General features: G+C 63.3%; 15 protein-coding genes and 4 pseudogenes. 15 read left to right on the forward strand and 4 right to left on the reverse strand.

Going from position 1 to position 19,179, the window contains the following annotated elements:
* Window positions 1–38: 38 nt before the first annotated feature.
* Window positions 39–518, forward strand: coding sequence for a PGPGW domain-containing protein (locus ADIAG_RS10690; protein WP_043474695.1), 480 nt, complete (start codon window positions 39–41; stop codon window positions 516–518).
* Window positions 519–571: 53 nt separating this feature from the next.
* On the opposite strand, the pseudogene ADIAG_RS20895 reads toward ADIAG_RS10690, so the two are convergent.
* Window positions 572–886: pseudogene (locus tag ADIAG_RS20895) on the reverse strand (fatty acid desaturase); the annotation flags it as partial.
* A gap of 322 nt (window positions 887–1,208) precedes the next feature.
* Between ADIAG_RS20895 and ADIAG_RS10700 the strand changes: the two are divergent.
* From ADIAG_RS10700 to ADIAG_RS10755, 10 genes and pseudogenes are all read left to right on the forward strand, one after another.
* Window positions 1,209–3,794: a molybdopterin oxidoreductase family protein gene (locus ADIAG_RS10700; protein WP_007271374.1), complete on the forward strand. Its 2,586-nt coding sequence runs from the start codon at window positions 1,209–1,211 to the stop codon at window positions 3,792–3,794.
* Window positions 3,791–4,252, forward strand: a complete 462-nt coding sequence (locus ADIAG_RS10705; RefSeq protein ID WP_007271375.1) for a hypothetical protein — start codon at window positions 3,791–3,793, stop codon at window positions 4,250–4,252. Before ADIAG_RS10700 ends, ADIAG_RS10705 begins: the two co-directional genes overlap by 4 nt.
* Window positions 4,253–4,488: 236 nt before the next feature.
* Complete coding sequence (locus tag ADIAG_RS10710; RefSeq protein WP_007271376.1) at window positions 4,489–5,847, forward strand: NAD(P)/FAD-dependent oxidoreductase; 1,359 nt, start codon at window positions 4,489–4,491, stop codon at window positions 5,845–5,847.
* Window positions 5,848–6,171: 324 nt separating this feature from the next.
* Window positions 6,172–6,459, forward strand: a complete 288-nt coding sequence (locus tag ADIAG_RS10715) for a YrhK family protein (RefSeq protein ID WP_007271377.1) — start codon at window positions 6,172–6,174, stop codon at window positions 6,457–6,459.
* Between the two features lie 185 nt (window positions 6,460–6,644).
* Window positions 6,645–7,262, forward strand: a pseudogene (locus ADIAG_RS10720) (iron-containing redox enzyme family protein); the annotation flags it as partial.
* Window positions 7,263–7,298: 36 nt separating this feature from the next.
* Entirely contained in the window at window positions 7,299–7,445 is a 147-nt protein-coding gene (locus ADIAG_RS20900) for a CDGSH iron-sulfur domain-containing protein (RefSeq protein WP_321162817.1), read from the forward strand.
* A 1,320-nt stretch (window positions 7,446–8,765) separates the two neighbouring features.
* Window positions 8,766–9,659 carry a hypothetical protein gene (locus ADIAG_RS20225; RefSeq protein WP_007271381.1) on the forward strand — a complete coding sequence of 298 codons (894 nt, stop codon included), beginning with the start codon at window positions 8,766–8,768 and terminating at the stop codon, window positions 9,657–9,659.
* Entirely contained in the window at window positions 9,656–10,111 is a 456-nt protein-coding gene (locus ADIAG_RS10740; protein WP_007271382.1) for a phage holin family protein, read from the forward strand. The genes ADIAG_RS20225 and ADIAG_RS10740 overlap by 4 nt, the downstream gene beginning before the upstream one ends.
* On the forward strand, window positions 10,108–10,728 hold the full coding sequence (locus tag ADIAG_RS10745; protein ID WP_007271383.1) for a DUF3618 domain-containing protein: 621 nt from the start codon (window positions 10,108–10,110) through the stop codon (window positions 10,726–10,728). Before ADIAG_RS10740 ends, ADIAG_RS10745 begins: the two co-directional genes overlap by 4 nt.
* A 384-nt stretch (window positions 10,729–11,112) precedes the next feature.
* Window positions 11,113–12,285: a zinc-dependent alcohol dehydrogenase gene (locus ADIAG_RS10755; RefSeq protein ID WP_007271385.1), complete on the forward strand. Its 1,173-nt coding sequence runs from the start codon at window positions 11,113–11,115 to the stop codon at window positions 12,283–12,285.
* Between the two features lie 446 nt (window positions 12,286–12,731).
* Here ADIAG_RS10755 and ADIAG_RS10760 read toward each other — a convergent pair whose 3' ends face one another.
* Window positions 12,732–13,391 (reverse strand): cyclodeaminase/cyclohydrolase family protein, encoded by a 660-nt coding sequence (locus ADIAG_RS10760; RefSeq protein ID WP_007271387.1) that lies wholly within the window; start codon window positions 13,389–13,391, stop codon window positions 12,732–12,734.
* Window positions 13,392–13,700: 309 nt separating this feature from the next.
* Between ADIAG_RS10760 and ADIAG_RS10765 the strand changes: the two genes are divergently transcribed.
* The 3 genes and pseudogenes from ADIAG_RS10765 (at window position 13,701) to ADIAG_RS10775 (ending at window position 15,878) form a co-directional block, all read left to right on the forward strand.
* A complete protein-coding gene (locus ADIAG_RS10765; protein WP_007271388.1) occupies window positions 13,701–13,961 on the forward strand; it encodes a GlsB/YeaQ/YmgE family stress response membrane protein in 261 nt (86 codons plus the stop codon).
* 306 nt (window positions 13,962–14,267) lie between these two features.
* Window positions 14,268–14,453, forward strand: a complete 186-nt coding sequence (locus ADIAG_RS10770) for a CsbD family protein (RefSeq protein WP_007271389.1) — start codon at window positions 14,268–14,270, stop codon at window positions 14,451–14,453.
* Between the two features lie 231 nt (window positions 14,454–14,684).
* A pseudogene (locus ADIAG_RS10775) lies at window positions 14,685–15,878 on the forward strand (NAD(P)/FAD-dependent oxidoreductase).
* A 250-nt stretch (window positions 15,879–16,128) separates the two neighbouring features.
* On the opposite strand, the gene ADIAG_RS10780 reads toward ADIAG_RS10775, so the two are convergent.
* Together ADIAG_RS10780 and ADIAG_RS10785 are read right to left on the reverse strand one after the other, a co-directional pair.
* On the reverse strand, window positions 16,129–16,338 hold the full coding sequence (locus ADIAG_RS10780; RefSeq protein WP_007271391.1) for a hypothetical protein: 210 nt from the start codon (window positions 16,336–16,338) through the stop codon (window positions 16,129–16,131).
* A 304-nt stretch (window positions 16,339–16,642) separates the two neighbouring features.
* Window positions 16,643–17,950 (reverse strand): YihY/virulence factor BrkB family protein, encoded by a 1,308-nt coding sequence (locus tag ADIAG_RS10785; RefSeq protein ID WP_321162818.1) that lies wholly within the window; start codon window positions 17,948–17,950, stop codon window positions 16,643–16,645.
* A gap of 613 nt (window positions 17,951–18,563) precedes the next feature.
* On the opposite strand from ADIAG_RS10785, the pseudogene ADIAG_RS10790 reads away from it, so the two are divergent.
* A pseudogene (locus ADIAG_RS10790) lies at window positions 18,564–19,166 on the forward strand (Dps family protein).
* Window positions 19,167–19,179: the final 13 nt, after the last annotated feature.

A 19,179-nucleotide genomic window follows, 5' to 3' on the forward strand; every position in this document is an offset into this window, starting at 1 on the left:
CTGATGCTAATGAACCGCGACAGCTCTTTTCGCGGTGGGTGAAGCGCAGAGCCATCGAAGCAGCCGGCTGGTTGCTGATCGTCGCGGGTGGGGCCGCTCTTGTCCTTCCGGGCCCTGGCTTGTTGTGCTTGGTGGGCGGTCTCGCGCTCCTGTCACTGCGCTATGCGTGGGCCAAGCGTCTGCTCCGCCCGGTGAGAGCAAGGGCCTTTCTGCTGGCTTCCAAGGGTGTGCAGACGTGGCCACGGATTGTCTCCAGCATGCTGGGCGGGTTGGTCTTGGTAGGAATCGGAATTGTTTGGGGCGTGGGCAGCCCGGTGCCGAGATGGTGGCCGTTGGAAGCTCGCTGGTGGTTGCCTGGCGGGTGGGGAACCGGTATCACGCTCATCGCATCGGGCGGTTTCGCGTGGGGAATGATCGTCTACAGTTTTCGTCGATTCCGTGGACATCCCATAACAGCCCCAGACAACGCCTCCCTGGCGTCCGAAGACAGACCCCTCACCCCGGTTCCGTCTCGCTAAGCTTCGATCCACCGATAATTTTGAGCGGTGGATCGAGGCTTAGGGGTCGCCCCCGTATTGGGGACCTTGAGCTCCTCGCAGTAGTCGCGGGCGATCCTGGCGACGGCGGCGAGGTTAGCTCGAGGTATCGAGGGGAAGAGATGGTGCTCGACCTGGTAGTTCAGATCGCCATAAAGGGCGGTGAGCAATGCGTTGCCTCAGGGAGTGCGGGCCATGATGTTGCGGCTGGTCAATACCTGGCGTGAGAAGAAGTCGATGCGTGATTCCTTCGGGATCATCGGCATGCCCTTGTGGATGGGCGCGAAGGCGGCGCCCATGTATAGGCCGAAGACCGCCATTTGCACTCCCAGGAACGCCGCTGCCATGCCGGGGCGGCACCGCTCGCCCGTCGCCTCCCGAGGCGCTCGACTTTGTCTGCCCGGGTAGCGGGCCGAAGGTGGTGAAGTTAGGAGCCAGCGGGAAACTTCTGAACGCGAACCCAATTTGTCCCCTGGTGAACGGTGGAGCTCGGGAATGGCCAAACACTTGTACTACCGCAACGTATGCGTTTAGCTGGCTTCATGGGTGGTTGCCCACGGTATCCACTTGCCCGGGCGGCCTTGCTTCCACTCCCATCACCCCGGCGGTCAGTTGGTGACGCACGCCGCCGGGATGCTGCAGCCCGGGCTGTCCGCGATGAAGGAGATGATCATGGTTGATCGTATTGCCGAGATTTGGGGGAGCCGCACTCCCTACGCCAGAGAAGAGCGGTGGCCGGTCCGGGTGGACCAGGTCCTTGCCGAGGGCGTCCAGGAGTCTGAGGTCCAACGGTGGGTGCAGTCCGCGTGCGTGTTGTGCAGCAACGGCTGCGGCATTGACATCGCAGTGAAGGACGGCTCGATGGTCGGGGTCCGCGGCAGGTCGATGGACATCGTGAACCACGGCCGGCTGGGACCAAAGGGTCTGTTCGCAAGCTGGCAGGGCATGAACCACAAGGACCGTCTCACCAAACCCCTGATCCGCGAGAACGGGGTGCTGGTCGAGTCGGACTGGGACACCGCCATGGAGCGGATCGTCTCGCGCAGCCGCGCCCTACTCGACGAAAAGGGACCCCTGTCCCATGGCTTCTACACCAGTGGACAGCTGTTCCTTGAGGAATACTACGCCCAGGCAATCGTGGGCAAGGCCGGCATTGGAACACCCCATATGGACGGCAATACCCGGCTGTGCACGGCGACGTCGGCTGCGGCGATGAAGGAATCCTTCGGCTCAGACGGCCAACCCGGAAGCTACGTAGATATTGATGAGTGCGATGCCATGTTCCTGTTTGGGCACAATATGGCCGAAACCCAGACCGTGTTGTGGATGCGAGTCCTTGACCGGCTGGCCGGCCCGGACAAGCCCAGGATCGTGTGCGTGGACCCGCGCGATACCGAGGTCGCCCGCCACGCGGAGGTGCACCTGCCCCTTCGGCCCGGTACCAACCTGGCGCTGATGCATGGACTGGTACGCGAGTTGTTTGCCAACCGGTGGATTGATGAGGACTACATCGCCGCGCACACCATGAACGTCGAGGAATTGCGCGCCACCGTGGAACCCTGGACTCCCGAGGCGGTCGCTGAGACCTGCGGGGTCGCCGCGGAGGATGTGCGTCGTGCAGCTGAGATCTTCGGGACCTCGGACCGGGTGCTGTCCACTGTCCTGCAGGGCTTCTACCAGTCCTCCCAGGCCACTGCCGCATCCTGCGCGGTCAACAACATGCACCTGCTCCGTGGCATGATCGGCAAGCCCGGGTGCGGAATCCTGCAGATGAATGGCCAGCCCACCGCGCAGAACAACCGTGAATGCGGGGCCGACGGGGACTTGTCCGGATTCAGGAACTGGGAGAACCCCCAACATGTCCAGGAGCTCGCGGACCTTTGGAATGTTGATGCGGCCATCATCCCGCACTGGGCGCCACCCACCCACGCGATGCAGATCTTCCGCTATATCGAGCAGGGATCCATGGAGTTCCTGTGGGTCTCGGCCACGAACCCGGCGGTGTCCATGCCCGAACTGCCCCGCATCCGCGACATCCTCGCGAGTGAGAGCTTGTTCCTAGTGGTCCAGGACCTGTACCTGACCGAGACCGCGCAGTACGCCGACGTGGTCCTGCCAGCTGCGGGATGGGGGGAGAAAACCGGGACCTTCACCAACGTGAACCGCACCGTGCACCTCTCCGAGCAAGCGGTTGATCCCCCAGGGGAGGCCCGCAGCGACCTGGACACCTTCCTTGACTACTCCCGACGCATGGGGTTCACCCAGCTGGACGGAACACCCCTCTTGGACTGGAAGGGCCCGGAAGATGCATTCACTGCGTGGAAGGAATGCACGCGCGGGCGTCCCTGCGACTACACGGGCATCACCTATGAGAAGCTGCGCGGCGGCAGCGGTGTCCCCTGGCCATGCAACGAGGACCACCCCGACGGCACGGTGCGCCTGTACCGGGACGGTATCTTCCCCACCGATCCAGAGTATTGCGAAACCTACGGCCACGACCTGCTGACCGGCGGAACCGTCGGCCCGGAAACCTACAAGGCCATGGACCCGGGCGGACGGGCAATCTTCAAGACCGCCCCGTACCACCCGGCCCATGAAACCCCGGACGAGGACTACCCCTTTCGCTACACGACCGGACGAACCGTCTACCACTTCCACACGCGTACCAAAACCGGGCGGGCACCGCAGCTCAACGACGCCGCGCCCGCCGCTTGGGTGGAGATCTCCGTCAACGATGCCTCGGATCTTGGCCTCGGCGAAGGTGACATCGTGCGCGTCGAATCCCGCCGCGGCCACATCACCGCTGCGCTGCGGGTCGGTGACATCAGAGACGGCACCCTCTTCGCGCCTTTCCACTACGGCTACTGGGACCAAGGCGGCACCCCCGCCCAGGAGCACCGCGCGGCGAACGAACTGACCATCACCGAATGGGACCCGGTCTCCAAGCAACCCGTGCTGAAGAACGCCGCCGTCCGGATCGAGAAAATCGCCGACGGCACCGGCCCGTCCCTGGCACCGACAACCACGGCATCGCGCCCTGCGACACACAAGCCTGCCGACTCCACGAGCCAGACAGGGCGTGATTCCGGAGAATCCCGAGTGCTCCCGCCAGGTCCCGGACAGCAACCGGCACACGGTCATGGCCGTCGGTCCTCCCGCCGGATACTGCCAACGGCAGGGGGCAGTGCGGCCCAGGCCACGGAAACCATCGCCCCGGTTGAACCCCCCGCCGTCGCCACAAAGGAGGAACGGGCATGAAACTCCCCACCTATCTGGGCCTGCTGGAGAAATCCGAAAGCACACTCGCCGAGTCTTTCCGGCAGGTCGCCCGGGGGCATGGGCATGAACCCGATGTGCACTTCATCTGCCAAACCCTCGCGGCCCAGTGTGATGACCACCAACAGGCACTTAAACCTGTTCTCGACCGGTACGGGGAGGCCGAGGTCGACGATGAGCCGGCCCGACTCCACGCGGACGGGCTCAGCGAAACCAGGTCCGGGCCCCTGGGGCTGCTGCGCGACCTCCAGGACCTCTACCTTCTGGCGAGCCTGGTTGACATCACTTGGACCATGGTCAAGCAAGCGGGCCAAGGCCTGCGCGACAAGGAACTGCTGGATGTAGTGGCGGCCTGTGACGGGCAAACAACAAAGCAGCTGAAGTGGCTGAGCACCCGCATGAAGCAGGCAGCAACCCAGGCCCTCCTCATCGCCAAGTAACCCTCCCACGGCCCCGGGAACCCACTGTTCGAACTGTGCCGGAACAGTTGGCGCGGTGCACCCTGTTCATGGGGCGCCTGACGCCGCGAAAACCACGCCACTTACCGGTGCCATACGCATATGTCCATGACACGACTGTGCTGCATGCCGAACCAACATTTCGGTGGCAGGACTGTTGTGCTCCGGCGCAGGTGCAGGTGTAATGGGTAAGACGTCTAGTGAGGGGATACTTCGTGATGTCAGTGTCGAAACCGCATGTCCTGATACTTGGTGGCGGCTACGTGGGCCTGTATACGGCGTGGGGGTTGCGGAAACGCTCTCGATCGGTGCCGATGCGGATCACGCTGGTCGAACCGAACGCCTACATGACCTATCAGCCGCTGTTGCCGGAGGTGGCCGGCGGGGAAATCGATCCGCGCAACGTGACCGTGCAGTTGTCCCGCGCCCTGCGAGGAGTCCACGTGGTGCGCGGCCGGCTGCAGAACCTGGATTCCGCCGGTAAGAGCGCAACCATTGCCGAGGCCGACGGGGCCACCTCCACGCTCGAGTACGACCATGTGGTGTTCGCGGTGGGATCGATCACCCGGACCTTCCCTACCCCGGGGCTGGAGGAGAATGCCATCGGGTTCAAGACGGTCGAGGAGGCGCTCTTCCTGCGCGACCGGGTCCTGGAGAACATTGCCCGTGCCGCTGCAACCCAGGATCCTGCGGAAAGGGCCAAGGCACTGACCTTCGTGTTCATCGGGGGCGGTTACACCGGGGTTGAGGCAATTGCCGAACTCAGCGACCTGGCGAAGATCGCAATCCGGATGTATCCGCGATTGGACGCATCGGACTTGAACTGGGTGCTGGTGGAGGCGGCGGACAAGGTTGCCGTGGAGGTGGGCCCGGAGCTCTCGGCGTGGACGTTGCGCCATTTGCGCCGCAGGGGCATCGACGTGCGGCTGCAGACCACGCTGAAGTCGTGCATCGACGGAAACGTGGTGCTCAGCGACGGTGCGGAGTTCGCGGCGGATGCAATCGTCTGGACGGCCGGGATGAAACCGAACCCGGTCCTGGATGCCACCGACGTGCCACGCGGACCGAAGGGGCACGTGAACGCCGATGCCCGGCTCAGGGTCATCCGGGAGGACGGCAGCATCGTTGAAGGTGCGTGGGCCGCCGGCGACAACGCGCAGGTGCCCGACCTGACCGCGCAGAAGCAGCCGGCGTACTACCCGCCAAATGCACAGAACGCGGTACGCCAGGCAAAATTGCTCGCGGCAAATATCGCCGCGCAGCTAAACGGCCAAGAACCGGTCGAGTACCGCTACAAGTCGCTGGGCACCTTGGCCAACTACGGCATCGGCCAGGGAGCGGCAGTGGTGCGAGGAATCCCGCTTAAGGGGCTGCCCGCGTGGCTGGTCGCCCGCGCCTATCACGGGGCGGCGATGCCCACGCTGGCGCGCAAGTATCGCGTTTTCGCCGGTTGGGCAGTGAACCTGTTTGCCCCGCGTGATGTGACGTCGATGAGCGCGGCCCGGGAGCCGCGGCGCACGTTTGTTGCCGGGATCCACGCGCAGAAGAAGGCTGAGGAGCCGGAAAAGGGGAAGTGAACCGGGGCGGGAAGCAGCGGGGCATAAACCTCAGTGCTTCCCACCGGAGCCTGCCACGGCAATTTCCGGACAGGGCTTTGCCCAGACCCCGCTTATGCCGCGTTCCAACGTGCTGGTGAACGGCTTTTCCGATTCCGCAGATGCCATGGATCCCGAAGCAAATCGCGGTAATCGCCAGCGGCTTGGACCCCGGATGGAGCCGGTTCAACGCAGTGGCCATGCGGCAAGCACACCGGGAGACGGGAGCTATACCGAAGCTGAAGGCAAGAGGTAGCTTTTGCCGGGGTCATTTATTGGTATACGTACGGTGAGAGGACGGACGTCATGCCCCTGTTTAATCCTGGAAATCACACCATAAATCCTGAGAACGCGAAACTCTATGCGGCCGTCGAGATCGCGTATACCAGCGTCGATTTCGCTGCGGCTGGCCTGTTCATTGCGGGAAGTGTCCTGTTCTTCAATGAATCCACCATGAACGCTGGCACCTGGTGCTTTTTACTGGGGTCGATCTGCTTTGCGCTGAAGCCCACGTTGAGGCTGGGCCGGGAGCTGATGTACGCCAAGCGCGACAAAGTTGACTTGCTCGCCAAGCGTGCGGAGGGCAGCCGCTAAACCATAGGACAAAATTGATCCACGATGCGGGCATGGCGCGGGTTCCCGGTAGGAACTGAGCACGCCTCCGTCGCAGCCCGGCTGCTTTTCGATGGAGCTGTCACAGATGATCCGCCTGGAACGACGGGCGCCCTTGTTGCTCCACTCAGAAAAATCGGAGGCCTGTGCGCCCGTATGGTGTTTTGAAGCAGGCCAAAGAATTTCTGATCCACAAGTCGGTTTACCAGCTTAAGGAAGCCGATCCACACTCGTGGGCTATCCCGCGTCTGACAGGCAGGGCCAAGTCGGCTCTCGTGGAGATCCAGGCCGATGAGTACGGCGGCGGACGGGTCGGCCAGATGCATTCCGAGCTCTTTGCCTGCACTATGGACGGGCTCGGGCTGGACTCCTCATTCGGGGCCTATATCGATGCCGTCCCGGCCATCTCCCTGGCCCCAGTCAACGCGATGTCGTTCTTCGGACTGCATCGCCGCTTCCGGGGCGCGATCGTGGGACACCTCGCGATCTACGAGATGACCTCCTCGATCCCCAACGCGCGCCATGCCCGGGGTTTCCGTCGGCTGGGGTTCGATACCCCGGTGACCGGCTACTTCGACGAGCACGTCGAGGCCGATGCGGTGCATGAGCAGATCGCCGGCCGTGATCTCGCCAGCGGCCTGATCGAGCAAAATCCCGCAATCGCCGCGGACCTATTCTTCGGTGCAGCGGCCGTGTTTTTCCTGGACGCGCTCGTGGGTCGCTGGCAACTGGATGCCTGGGAGAGCGGCGTCTCGTCCCTGCGCCAGAGCGCGTCGGCGGCATGAACGAGGCGAGCCCAACGGAGATCACGGTGTGCCCGCGTGGCCCCCTCGTGGTCAGAGGAAACTTTTCGGGTTCTTGACGCGGAAGGAAACGCCGTTCCTCGCACACGGGAAACGGTCGCTCTGTGCTGCTGCGGGGGATCGGCGATCAAGCCGTGGTGCGACGGGACGCACAAGCTCAATTAGTTCGAGGAAAGCTAAACTTCTATGCATCCGGGCCGAGGGCCTCCATCTACTGCGCCATGCCGAGCTCAACTGCTGCATCGTCCAAGACGGCGCGCTTCATGCTGGTCGCTGTTGGACTGCCGCCGATGTGGAAGATGATGGTGCACGCACTGCGAACTCCGGAACTTTCGACCGAAAGGCCACGGCTGTGATGTTGACTCGTGCCCACTTCGAGCGCGTGGGCTTCGCGGCCCGGATACAGCGCGATTACGGCTCCCCGGTCCTGGTCCATTCGGCCGACGCGTACCGCCCACCCCTACAGGATCTCCACGAAAAGAGCAGATGGTCCTATCCGTCTAGGTACCCGCGCGCCGTTCCCATTTTGGTGCGCATGGCCCTCGCTGGTGCCCTGAACACCAAGGGAATCACGGAGTTCCTTGTTGGGGGCCGGGCCCGCGCAGGAACTACCGGGTCGTCCCGAGGCCATCCATGCTCCCGGACATACCGAGGGGCACTGCGCGTTGTAGTATCCTCGGTGCGACACCGCGATCTCGGGGGACGTGCTGGTGACATTTGACCCATATGCCGGAGTCCTCGGTCCTCAGGTTGTTTCGTCGGCGGCCACGGCCAACACTCACGAGACACTGGCATCCCTCACGGCCCTACATCGTTCTGCCGGGACATGGCGAACCCCATCGGAAGGCCATCAGCCACGCCGTTGAACAAGCCCTAGACCGGCCCGTCACCTGATCCCGCCGCCCGGCAGCCGGGCCCAGGTGGCTGGGAAGGCCCGATTCGATGTTCCGTCGTGTCTTCGCGCTGCTGCGCGCCGGGGCCAAAGCCGAGACGCTGCAAGCTGCGCACCGTCCCGGCAATCCGCCCGTGCCTGCGCTCTGTCCCGGTCACGCGAATCCGTGCCCGTGACCACCGCGGCGGGCGCCGATGGACCGCCAAATACCGATCCCAGCCAGGCCGATCCCCGCTGGTTTCCCATTCGCCCGACGCCGGGTCAATGGTCCAGTCCAGGGAAATTATCGGTGGTCGATGTCAAAAGGGTTGTGCCCGCCGTCTTCTCTTGGTTTGCTTCTTACACATGGCCGGTTCCCAAGCCACGCGGATCCCGGTCCCACGGTTCGAACGGGACTCGTACGTCCTGGCCCGCAGTGATTTGCGTGCCGGAGTCCGCTCCCCGGAATCGTCGAAGCAAGGAAGTTCACTGTCAGGCACCGATGTGAAGGGTGCGGTGCGACGCACACCGACGATCCCGCGGGAAATGCCGCGGGTTCCCCAATTCCAACGAATACAGCCCATCCCGGGCATGGAGCAACTGGAGGTCAAGCAATGAGTGAGAACGATTTCGACGCAGCCCACCCGCCCAAGATCGGGGACAGGGGAATCCGTGTACCGCCGGCAGCGGGAATTCAACCGGATGTGCGAACGCATCCGGGAACTCCGGTGTCTTCTGATCCGATCGAGCCGGACGGCCCCTTCGAGCCGGTCGATGATGCCTATGTCGGCGGCCCGGCCATCCCACCATCAGCAGGTGCGCCCCTTGGCACGGAAAATGCCGCCGAACCGGAATCGGACTCCGGCAAGGGCCAGGAGGCCAAAGAGGAAGCCCGCGAACTGATGCACGAGGGCAAGGACTCGGCGAAGCACCTCGGCGATGCGGCCAAGCAGGAGGCCTCAAACGTCCTCGACGAGGCCAAGGCCCAAAGCGCGAATCTTCTCGAAGAACTCGGGACCGATGTCCGGGCCCAAGCCGCAACGCAACAGGAAAAGATCGCGGTCAACCTGCAGCAGATCAGCGATGAACTCCGCGGCATGTTGGATGCCTCCGAGTCCTCGGGCAGCGCGTCGGCCCTGGTGGAGCAGGCGGCCCGTCACAGCGGCAATGCGGCCGAATGGCTAGGGGCACGGGAACCGGGCGATCTGCTTGATGCTGCCAAGGATTTCGCGCGCCGCCGCCCGGGCGCCTTCCTGGGCATCGCGCTGGGCGCGGGGTTGCTGGCCGGGCGGATCACCCGCAATGCCGGCGACGGTCCTGCACCCACGAAGGACACCTCGGCGCCCAAGCTCCCGGAAGGGGGCGAACCGCGCCCGGCCAGCCCGCTGCCGCCAACTATCAACCAGACCATGGGCTCCGGGGGTGCCGGGGGCACCGGGTCCGATCCGGGAGTCGGATACTACCCCTCGGCGGTGCCGGGGACCGAACAAGGTGACATCCGGCCATGAGCGAGAACCCGAACCCAACAGGTACACACCGCGTCGGGGTCCCGCCGCTTGATGAACACCAGGAGACCGCTTCCGGTTCCTCGCTGGGCGAGCTGTTCGGGGATCTGAGCCAAAACGTCTCGAATCTGGTGAGACAGGAAGCCGAACTCGCCAAGGCAGAACTACGTGAGACCGCCCGCTCGGCTGCCAAGGGTGCCGGACTCTACGGCGGAGCGGGCATCGCCGGGCATTTCGTGCTGCTCTTCCTCTCACTGGCGGCCATGTTCGGGCTGGCCCACTGGGTTGGGCTTGGCTGGTCCGCGCTCATCGTCGCCGGGGTCTGGGCGATCATCGCCGCAGTCATGGCCACGGTGGCCAAGAAGCAGTTCAACTCGGCCAAGGGTCTGCCCAAAACGAAAGAAACCATCAAAGACATCCCACCGACATTCAATCCCAAGGAGGAAACCCCATGAGCAGGAACCCGGAAGAGATCCGCGATGACATCGAACGCACGCGTGGAAACCTGGGAGCCGACGTTGACGCGATCGCGGACAAGGTCAGCCCCTCAAACATCGCCCACCGCCAGGGCGAGAAGATCAAGGGGACGGCGCGCCGGGCAAAGGACGCGGTCATGGGCAGCGTGGAGTCGGCCACCGACGAGGCCGGCGACAAAATCCATGACGCCCCGGACGCCGTAGTTTCAAAAACCCGGGGCAACCCGATGGCCGCGGGCCTGATCGCCTTCGGGGCCGGGCTGCTGCTTTCCTCCCTGGTCCCGGGCAGCGAGAAGGAACGCGAAATGGTCCACACGCTCAAGGACAAGGCCGAACCCCTCGGCAGCGAACTGGGCGACGCGGCCAAAGCCGTCGCTGAGGATCTGAAGGAACCCGCCACCGAGGCCGTCGAAGCGATCAAGGGCTCGGCCCAGGAATCGGCCGAAACCATCAAGTCCGAGGCGAGCGACGAAGCGGATCATCTGCGCGACCAGGGCCGCGATGCCGCGGCCAACGTGTCGGATTCCGGTGGCACGGATCCGCAGGGAGACGGGCCCGGCCCGGTGTACCGTCCCGAAGACCCCGCGGGCCGCTGACGGGAGTGCCGCGAGGCCGGGAGGCAACCTTCCGGCCCCGCGGCATCGCGCCGCCCACCCACCACAAGCATCGGAGAGTAACCATGACAACCTGCGACACCTGCGGAAACAGCTATGAGAACACCTTCACGATCACCCGCGAAGGGCAAACCAAGACCTTCGACAGCTTTGAGTGTGCCGTCCACCTGATGGCCCCCACCTGTTCGCACTGCGGCTGCAGGATCCTGGGCCATGGGGTGCAAAGCGGGACAACAATGTTCTGCTGTGCCCACTGCGCGCGCGAAGCCGGCCACGAACAGGCCTCGGACCGAGCCTGAAGCACCGCGCCGCGGTGCGCAGGCAACGCGGCTCCACATCCAACCCGAATACCCCACGGAGGCATCCATGAAAGCCTTGACTTGGCAGGGAAAACGCAAGATCGAATACACGCAGGTGCCCGACCCGCGCATTGAGGATCCCGGGGACCTGATCATCAAGGTGACCTCCACGGCCATCTGCGGATCCGACCTGCATCTCTATGAGTTGATGGGACCGTACATGCGCGCCGGGGACATCATCGGGCATGAAGCCATGGGCATCGTCGAGGAGATTGGATCTGCGGTGGCCCGCATCAAGGTGGGGGACCGCGTGGTCATCCCTTTCAACATTGCCTGCGGCAGCTGTTGGATGTGCAAGCGCGGGCTGCAGTCGCAATGCGAGAAGACCCAGGTCCGTTCCCGGGACATGGGCGCCGCGCTCTTTGGCTACTCGGAGCTCTACGGCAGCGTTCCCGGGGGACAAGCCGAATACCTGCGCGTTCCGCACGGGGACTATGGCGCCATCGTGGTGGGCGGGGAGCTTCCGGAGCACCGTTACTTGTTCCTCTCCGACATCCTGCCCACCGCCTGGCAGGGCGTCGCCTACGCCGATGTCCCCGACGGCGGAACGCTGGCGGTCTTCGGGCTGGGGCCGGTGGGCCAGCTGGCGGCTCGGATCGGCACGCACCTGGGCCACCGGGTGATCGGCGTGGACCCGGTGCCCGAGCGCCGTGCCATGGCGGCCCGCCACGGCATCGAGACCATGGATTTCGGCAAGCACACCGCGGCGAACCTGCGCGAAGCCACCGGCCGGGGACCCGATGCGGTGCTGGACGCGGTGGGCATGGAAGCACACGGCTCCCCGGGCGCCCACTTGATGCAGCAGGCCACGGGGCTGTTGACGGAGAAGGTGGCTCAGTTCGCCATGGAAAATGTCTCGGCGGACCGCACCGCGGTTTTGCATACGGCAGTGCATTCCGTGCGCCGCGGCGGAACCATCTCGCTCAGCGGGGTGTATTCCGGAGCGGCGACCCCGATGCCGATGCTGGAGATGTTTGACAAACAGATCCAACTGCGCCAGGGACAGTGCAACGTCCGGCACTGGACCGGCCAACTGCTGCCGCTGGCCGAGGACCCGGCCGATCCCTTGGGTCTTGATGACCTGGTGACCCATGCCGTACCACTGGAACGTGGACCGGAGCTCTATGAGACATTCCAGAAAAAGCAGGACGGCTGCATCAAGGTGGTCCTTCAGCCGTAGCCGCATGCGGCAGGAACAGAAAAGAACCGGGGCCCGGGAACAAACACAATCAGGGCCCCGGTCCGCGGGGTGACGCTGGAGCGCGAACGCTTTGCGGTGAACATACTTTTGGGCCTCCCTCGGATGTGGAAGGTCTTGTTGGTGTTGTTCGTGCAGCTGCAGTGGCCGCTGCGGCGTGCACCGACGTTGGAGCCAACGATCCCACTGGAGTCTCCGGGGCCGCTGGCCCGGAAAACGGACAGCCGGCTTCCCGGTCGCTCAGCGTGCGTCGCGCGAGGCAGCCGACGGTCTCGCGCTTGCGGATGCCATCCACGAGTCCATGGGAATCGACAAACAAAGACCGCCGGTCTCTCGGACCCGTGGGGCCACACTGTCACGTGACGAACCTGCCCGAGCTCTCGCGGGTCCAAGGCATGGACCCGCACACGTTCATCGTCCCGCCTCGATTACTCGGCGTCGGTCGGAGCAGCCAGGTGATCGATCTCGCCGGTCAGGGCATCAATCCGATCCAGCGCGGCATTAAGCGCACCGACCGTCGCCCACAAGGAGGGGTGCTGCTGCCTGGTCAGCTCCGGGGTGCCGCCGCCGGAGCTGAGTGCAGCCAAATCGAAACTGACGTTGGTGCGGGCGCCGGTCACCGTGGCCCTAAGGGAGCCGAAAGCCACCACGATATCGGCAACCAGTGCGCGATTGCCGTGAACCGCGAGCCAGGCCAGGGAATCGATGGCGTCAATGGCTCGCATGCCAAGCACGGCCGAAGCCTTGGCCGCTTCGATGGATGCCCGCGATATGGCCGATTCCCGGTCCGGCCCGGGTTCCAGGCGAAAAGCTGCACCAAACGCCCGGGATGCCGATGCGTCTTCGTCCGCCAAGCGAAGGGCATCGGTTCTCAAGACTTGGGCCTGATCCCGAATACGGGACAGCTGCGCACGCGTGTGCTCCTCGGGTTCGGTATAGCCGGCGACCATCGAAGTCAACGAGGCGGCGACGGCCAACATCAGACCCGCCCCGGCACCCCCGCCCGGTGAACCGGTTGACCGGGCCAGGGCCTTGGTCCACTGCTCAACCGTCGAGTTCTGCGTGGTGGCTTCCTCGGTATCGTCCATGACATCAAGTGTGCCGCATATCTTGTGTCTGCGTCCTGCAAAGGTCCGGGCCTGGGCTGCGCCCGGGCGGCGCCGACCGCTGCGCTTGGTACCAGAGGCAGTCCATTGGCCGCTTGCACAGAACGGACTCCCACGTCAGGAAAAGCTGTGTCCTGCGGGTCTTTCGGAACCGAACGCCCTGATCTAGTGTGACCATTATCCCATCATTCCGCAGATGGCTTACAGGCCGGGCAATTACCGGTAATATCTTCCGAGTGCATCTCGATCCTGATGCTGAACGACGTAACTTCATCCGAACGGAGAAAAGTCATGGGATTCATTGGTTGGATTGTACTAGGCCTCATTGCCGGCGCGATTGCGAAAGCGATCAAGCCAGGTGAGCAGGGCGGCGGCTGGATCGCCACCCTGCTGCTCGGCGTGGTTGGCGCAGTTATTGGCGGCTGGATTGGTTCCGCGTTGTTCGACGTGGATATCAGTTCCTTCTGGTCGCTGTCGACGTGGCTGCTGGCCATCGGCGGGTCGTTGATTGTCCTTGTAATTTGGGGATTGTTGACGCGCAAACGGGCATAGTAAATGTGTACAGAACAGGTCCCGCCCTTTCGAGGTCGGGGCCTGCTTCTTTTAGCCAAGGGAAAACCTTGCCGAACGACGAGATTGCGCGTTGACTTTGCGACCCGGCACCACCATTGATCCCCCCGGTTTTCTGGGACCTCTCAGGCTCCATGGTCGATGGCGAGGGTTACGCCCAACGCGGCACGCCTGCGGAATCGTTGCCACCGGACGCCATATCAAATAGCGTAGATATTCCCAGCGGTGGCTCGTACACGGAGAAAACGCTGGGATTGTTCCTGTTTCATCTAGCGAAGGAGGACCCCGATGGGTCTCGATGACAAGATCGGCAACAAAGCGCAGGAAGCCACCGGCAAGGTCAAGGAAGGCGTCGGAGACGCCACTGACAATGAAAAGTTGCAGGCAGAGGGAGCCGGCGACCAGGCCGCAGCCAAAGCCAAGCAGGCAGGCGAGCACCTCAAGGATGCTGCCAAGGATGTAACCGGTCGTTAGGGCCGCCGCAGCGGCGCTAACATGAATTGTTCCCCGTCCACGGGATCCCGGCCATCGGGATTTCGCGGGCGGGGAGCTTTTCCGTTCAGGGAGGATTGGCAGCGCCGTCAACTATGGGAACGGGTGTCCGACGGCATCTCCTGCTAGCCGTTAACACCTGAAAACCATGGATCGGGATACCTGTTTAGGACGAGCTGTTCAGAAGACATCCGGGGGGCAGTTCCGACGAGCATGGCCGCGGCCCAGGAGCTGGGCTGCAAGGGGACGTCGGTGCTCCTTGTAGATGCGAACAACTACCACCAGTTCCAACCGCTGCTCTACCAGGTGGCAGCATCGTAGATCGGGGTTTCGGCAGTGGCCAAGCCGTTGCGTTCGGTGTTCCGCCGCATCAGAAGTGTGCGCGTGCTTACCTCCGAAGTCACTGGCATCGATCCGGAAACACGCTGCGTCACCGCAGCTGACGGCCGCCAGTACCAAGGACGTATCCTGGTCATTGCCGCCGGTGCGGTCCCCAATCTCATTAATACCCCTGGAGCCGAGGCCCACTCCTACCCGATGTACTCCGTAACCGACGCGGTGCGGCTCAGTACGGCCCTGACCCAAAGGCTGGAAACGGCAGAGGGCGAATCCGCTGGCGGCACTGACGTAGTTGTTGTCGGTGGCGGTCCCATGGGGGTGGAGACCGCAGGCGCGCTTGCCGAGAATATCCGGTACATCGTGCCGAAGTATTTCTCACAGGCTCTTGCCGATGGTTGCCGCGTTCACCTCGTGGATATGGTTCCCACAGTGCTGAACGCCTTTTCCCCGAAATCCCAGGCTTACACCAAGGACCGGCTGGGAAAGCTCGGCGTGCAGCTGCACCTGGGCCAGAGCGTGAGCGAGGTCCGTGGCGATGGAGTGACGTTGGCCGACGGCCCCGTCATTCCCGCCCCGATCACCGTGTGGGCCGGAGGCCTGCAGGCTGGGAAGATCATCGCCGAATCCGGTTTGGCGCAGGGCAAGGGCGGACGCATTGACGTCACGGCGGAGCTGAGGGCACCGGGTGTCGAGGGGATCTACGTGTTGGGGGACTCGGCGAACATCCCGGGTTCCAATGGTGGGGTTCTTCCCCAGCTTGGCTCCGTGGCCCAGCAATCGGGCAAATGGGCAGCCCGCAATATCCACGCGGAGCTCAATGGCGGCACGCGGCAGCCTTTCGACTACAGCGACAAGGGCTACATGGCAATGGTTGGCCGCGGGGCCGCGGTGGATGAGCTCGGGCGCAAGCGTCTCCAACTGCAAGGCCCGCTGGCCTTCGTCTCGTGGCTGGGGGTCCACCTGGCATTGCTGCCCGGGTTCCGGCAGAAGATTCGTGCGCTGTCCTCGTGGGCGGCAGGCTACCTTACACACAGCCCGACGCAGGTGTTTGTGGGGAAACCCGACTAGGTCCGGTTGGCTCCCCATGGGGAGCCACTTGGCCGACGGAGGGAAAACGGCTGCGGGGCATGCTCAGCCGCGCAGGCAGCGGTGCCGAAAAGCATGGATGCCGTGCTTGCCCGGTGGTCGAGTTCACGTAATCACTGGTGCCGGGATGGACAGGAACACTTGGACACTTCCCGAGAACTTGCGTTGGTCTTTCCTGCACTTGGCCGATTTCCTCGCGGCATCGATTATCCGGTGCCGCGGGATCGGAGTCTCAGGCGGCAAGCACCGACTGGCCTCCGAGAATTTCGCGGGCGTCGTTAAGCAGCGACGGGTCGATGGCTTCCTTCAGCTTGGCTTCGGGGATCCCGTGGGCACGGGCGGTCTGGATGATGGCCTCCAGCGCGTCGATTCGTTCCTGCAGCAGAATACGGGCCGAGGCCATGTCCTCCGCGGCGGCGCGAACCAGTTCCAAGTCATGCACGTCGAATACCTTTCGTTGGCGTTGACATTCTCTAATTTGAATTGTAATTGCTTGAAATTTTTCGTACAAGAAAAACGACACCGTCTCGGCGAGCGATCCTCGAACCCGGGAACCGGCGTTCCGGCGGATCCAACGCAAACCGACGGCGCCGACGATGCATGGGTTCCTCCCGCTTTCCGTTGCATGTGGGCATTGCCCGCGATTCCGTGACCTTACGCTCTCCTCAAGAACCCTGTCTCCCGAACCACCTGCTGCTTCGGGAGCACCATCCTCTGTTTCGAGAGCGAGTCCGGGGACGTGCCCCTTATTTGGCATTCTTAGTTTCGTCACCATGGTCGGGATCAGTGGCTTCGGCCTCTAGCCGTAGTTCCCGGCCGTCCCGGACGTCCTTGTCCTCCTGCTTCTGCAGCTTGTCGCTGGCCTTGGTGTCGCGCGGGGGAAGCTGAAGGCTTTCCTCCGCCTCGATGCCGGCCTCCAATTCGCGGCCGCGTTCCGCCTCGCTGTCAAAGACGGCGCCGAAGAGCAGCGACAGGTTGGCAATCCAGATCCACAGCAACATCACGATGACCCCGCCGATGGCGCCATAGGTCTTGTTGTAGTTGCCGAAATTCGAGACGTAGAAGAAGAAGCCAAGGGTGGCGATCGCCAGCACGACCAGGGCAATGACGGACCCCGGGCTCAGCCAACGAAATTTGGGTTGCTTGACGTTCGGCGTGCCGTAGTACAACGCGGCGATCAGTGCGATCGCGAAAATCAGCAGGACCGGCCATTTGGCAATGTTCCAAACCAGGACCGCGGTTTCGCCCAGACCAACAACATCACCGAGGGTTCGGGCCAACGGCCCCGAAACGACCATCAGGATGGCCATGACGACGGCAATCAGAAGCAGGACCAGGGTCAGCAGCAGCATCAGCGGCTTCAACTTGTAGAAGGGGCGACCCTCGCGTACATCGTAGATCTGGTTGACCGCGCGGCCGAAGGCACCGACGTAGCCCGACGCACTCCAAAGGGCACCCAGGAGACCGGCGACAAGCGCGAATCCCGCTGACGGCGCACTGGCAAGTTGCTCGATGGGCTGACGCAATGTGTCCGCCACCTCGGGACTCGCGATGCCCTCGACGACCTGCACCATGGTTTGGGTCGTGGACTGGGCCTGCCCCACCACGCCAAGGAGCGACACCAGCGCCAAGAGGGCCGGAAACAGTGAAAGCATGGCGAAATAGGTCAGTGCGGCGGCCAAATCGGTGCACTTCTCGCGGGAAAATTCCTTGATGGAGCGTTTGAAGATGTACTTCCATGAGCTGCCATCCAAATGGGTGGGCCAGTCGGCTTTACGCTCGTCGTCGGGAGCCGGTGCATGTCTCGCCTTTGCGGCCGTCCCTGCGGCAGTTCCGTTTTTGCGGCTGGATTCGTTTCGACTCGACATACCAACACCTCGACTATCGGTTGCTCCATGAATGTTTTCCCGCTCGCCAAAAGTCAAACATGGCTCCGAACGAGGAGCAAGGACTTTGCCGCCTGGTCCCGGCAGTCGATGCACCGCACGTGATTGTGGCGCCCGGACGCTGATTTCTTGCGGCTCGGGCCAAATCCGGGGTTTGTTGCGAGTCATGGCGTGCGCACTGCTTTCAGCTGGCACGTGCCCGATTAGAAGCCCCTCCAGTGTTCAACCTGAGGGCCACTGAACTGCGACGCGGGGCGCCGACTGGTGCGGATCCCATAGAACTGCTCGCACTTGCCGCACCAGCATTCGACGTCCCATGCCTGTGTCAGCGAATCGGTCCCGACCACGGGGCGCACCTGTTCGAAAACCAGGTATTCCGCGGTACAGCATTGTTCGCAGCTCACCTCCGGCACGATCCCCGACGAAGACAGGGATGGTAGCGCAGGTGCTGCCGCGACGGGGGTTCTCGTCTGTGAAAATTTGATCCTTGGAGGTGTTCCTTGGGGTTTCATGAGCCCATTCCTCAGTATGCATCCTATGGGTTTCCCGGGTCTGGAGAAACGAGGGCCCGGATCAATGGTCAGGGCCGTTCACTACCTTGATTATGGACAGGTGAGTTTGCCTCGCACAAGCTTTTTGACATCAGGGGTCGCGCTTCGGTCCCGCTTCGGCCCCGCTGCGGCATCGGTGGGGCGGACCATGGACCCGGGAAACCGAACCGGCCAACGTGAAGAATGCCTCGTGGCCGCCAGCAGCGATCCATCACGTTAGGGAGCACAATATGGCAAGCAAGCAAACGTCGAACATTACGTTCACGGTGCCCGGGTGCTCGCCGTTCGATGGCCAAGAAGTTGCACTGATCCTGCAGTGTTGGCTCTATGCCCTGAACGACCTGCAACTCACCTTGAAGCATGCCCACTGGAACGTGGTGAATCGTGATTTCATTGGCGTCCATGAGATGCTCGATCCCCAGATCGAACTCGTACGGGCGATGATCGACGAGACGGCAGAACGAATAGCCACGATCGGCCTTTCGCCCAACGGACTGCCCGGGGCACTGGTGAAGGAACGGGAATGGGACGACTACTCCATTGAGCGGGCGGGCACCGCGCAGCACCTCGCCGCCCTGGGCCTCGTCTACGACGGGGTTGTCTCCAGTCACCGCGAGGCCATCACCGCGACGGAAAGGCTGGGCTCGGTCACCTAGGACATGCTGATCGGACAGTGCGCCACATTGGAGCTATTCCAGGGGTTCATGCGAGCGCATCTGGAAGACGGTCAAGGCACCTTGGACCACGCCAACGCCCACACCGAGACTGAAGCGGCCAAGAAGACCAACTGGTGCCGCAGCGCGTTGGGGTGCCAGTCGGTGTGCTTGGCATGACCGGTGCATAACC

The sequence above is a fragment of the Paeniglutamicibacter gangotriensis Lz1y genome (assembly GCF_000348945.1).
Lineage (GTDB): Bacteria > Actinomycetota > Actinomycetes > Actinomycetales > Micrococcaceae > Paeniglutamicibacter > Paeniglutamicibacter gangotriensis.

What these genes read in the sequence shown, in the direction of transcription:
- ADIAG_RS10700 (WP_007271374.1), top strand. Translation starts at nt 1,209, where the DNA reads ATGGTTGATCGTATTGCCGAGATTTGGGGGAGCCGCACTCCCTACGCC.
- ADIAG_RS10705 (WP_007271375.1), top strand. Translation starts at nt 3,791, where the DNA reads ATGAAACTCCCCACCTATCTGGGCCTGCTGGAGAAATCCGAAAGCACA.
- ADIAG_RS10710 (WP_007271376.1), top strand. Translation starts at nt 4,489, where the DNA reads ATGTCAGTGTCGAAACCGCATGTCCTGATACTTGGTGGCGGCTACGTG.
- ADIAG_RS10715 (WP_007271377.1), top strand. Translation starts at nt 6,172, where the DNA reads ATGCCCCTGTTTAATCCTGGAAATCACACCATAAATCCTGAGAACGCG.
- ADIAG_RS20225 (WP_007271381.1), top strand. Translation starts at nt 8,766, where the DNA reads ATGAGTGAGAACGATTTCGACGCAGCCCACCCGCCCAAGATCGGGGAC.
- ADIAG_RS10740 (WP_007271382.1), top strand. Translation starts at nt 9,656, where the DNA reads ATGAGCGAGAACCCGAACCCAACAGGTACACACCGCGTCGGGGTCCCG.
- ADIAG_RS10745 (WP_007271383.1), top strand. Translation starts at nt 10,108, where the DNA reads ATGAGCAGGAACCCGGAAGAGATCCGCGATGACATCGAACGCACGCGT.
- ADIAG_RS10755 (WP_007271385.1), top strand. Translation starts at nt 11,113, where the DNA reads ATGAAAGCCTTGACTTGGCAGGGAAAACGCAAGATCGAATACACGCAG.
- ADIAG_RS10760 (WP_007271387.1), bottom strand. Translation starts at nt 13,391, where the DNA reads ATGGACGATACCGAGGAAGCCACCACGCAGAACTCGACGGTTGAGCAG.
- ADIAG_RS10765 (WP_007271388.1), top strand. Translation starts at nt 13,701, where the DNA reads ATGGGATTCATTGGTTGGATTGTACTAGGCCTCATTGCCGGCGCGATT.
- ADIAG_RS10770 (WP_007271389.1), top strand. Translation starts at nt 14,268, where the DNA reads ATGGGTCTCGATGACAAGATCGGCAACAAAGCGCAGGAAGCCACCGGC.
- ADIAG_RS10785 (WP_321162818.1), bottom strand. Translation starts at nt 17,950, where the DNA reads ATGACTCGCAACAAACCCCGGATTTGGCCCGAGCCGCAAGAAATCAGC.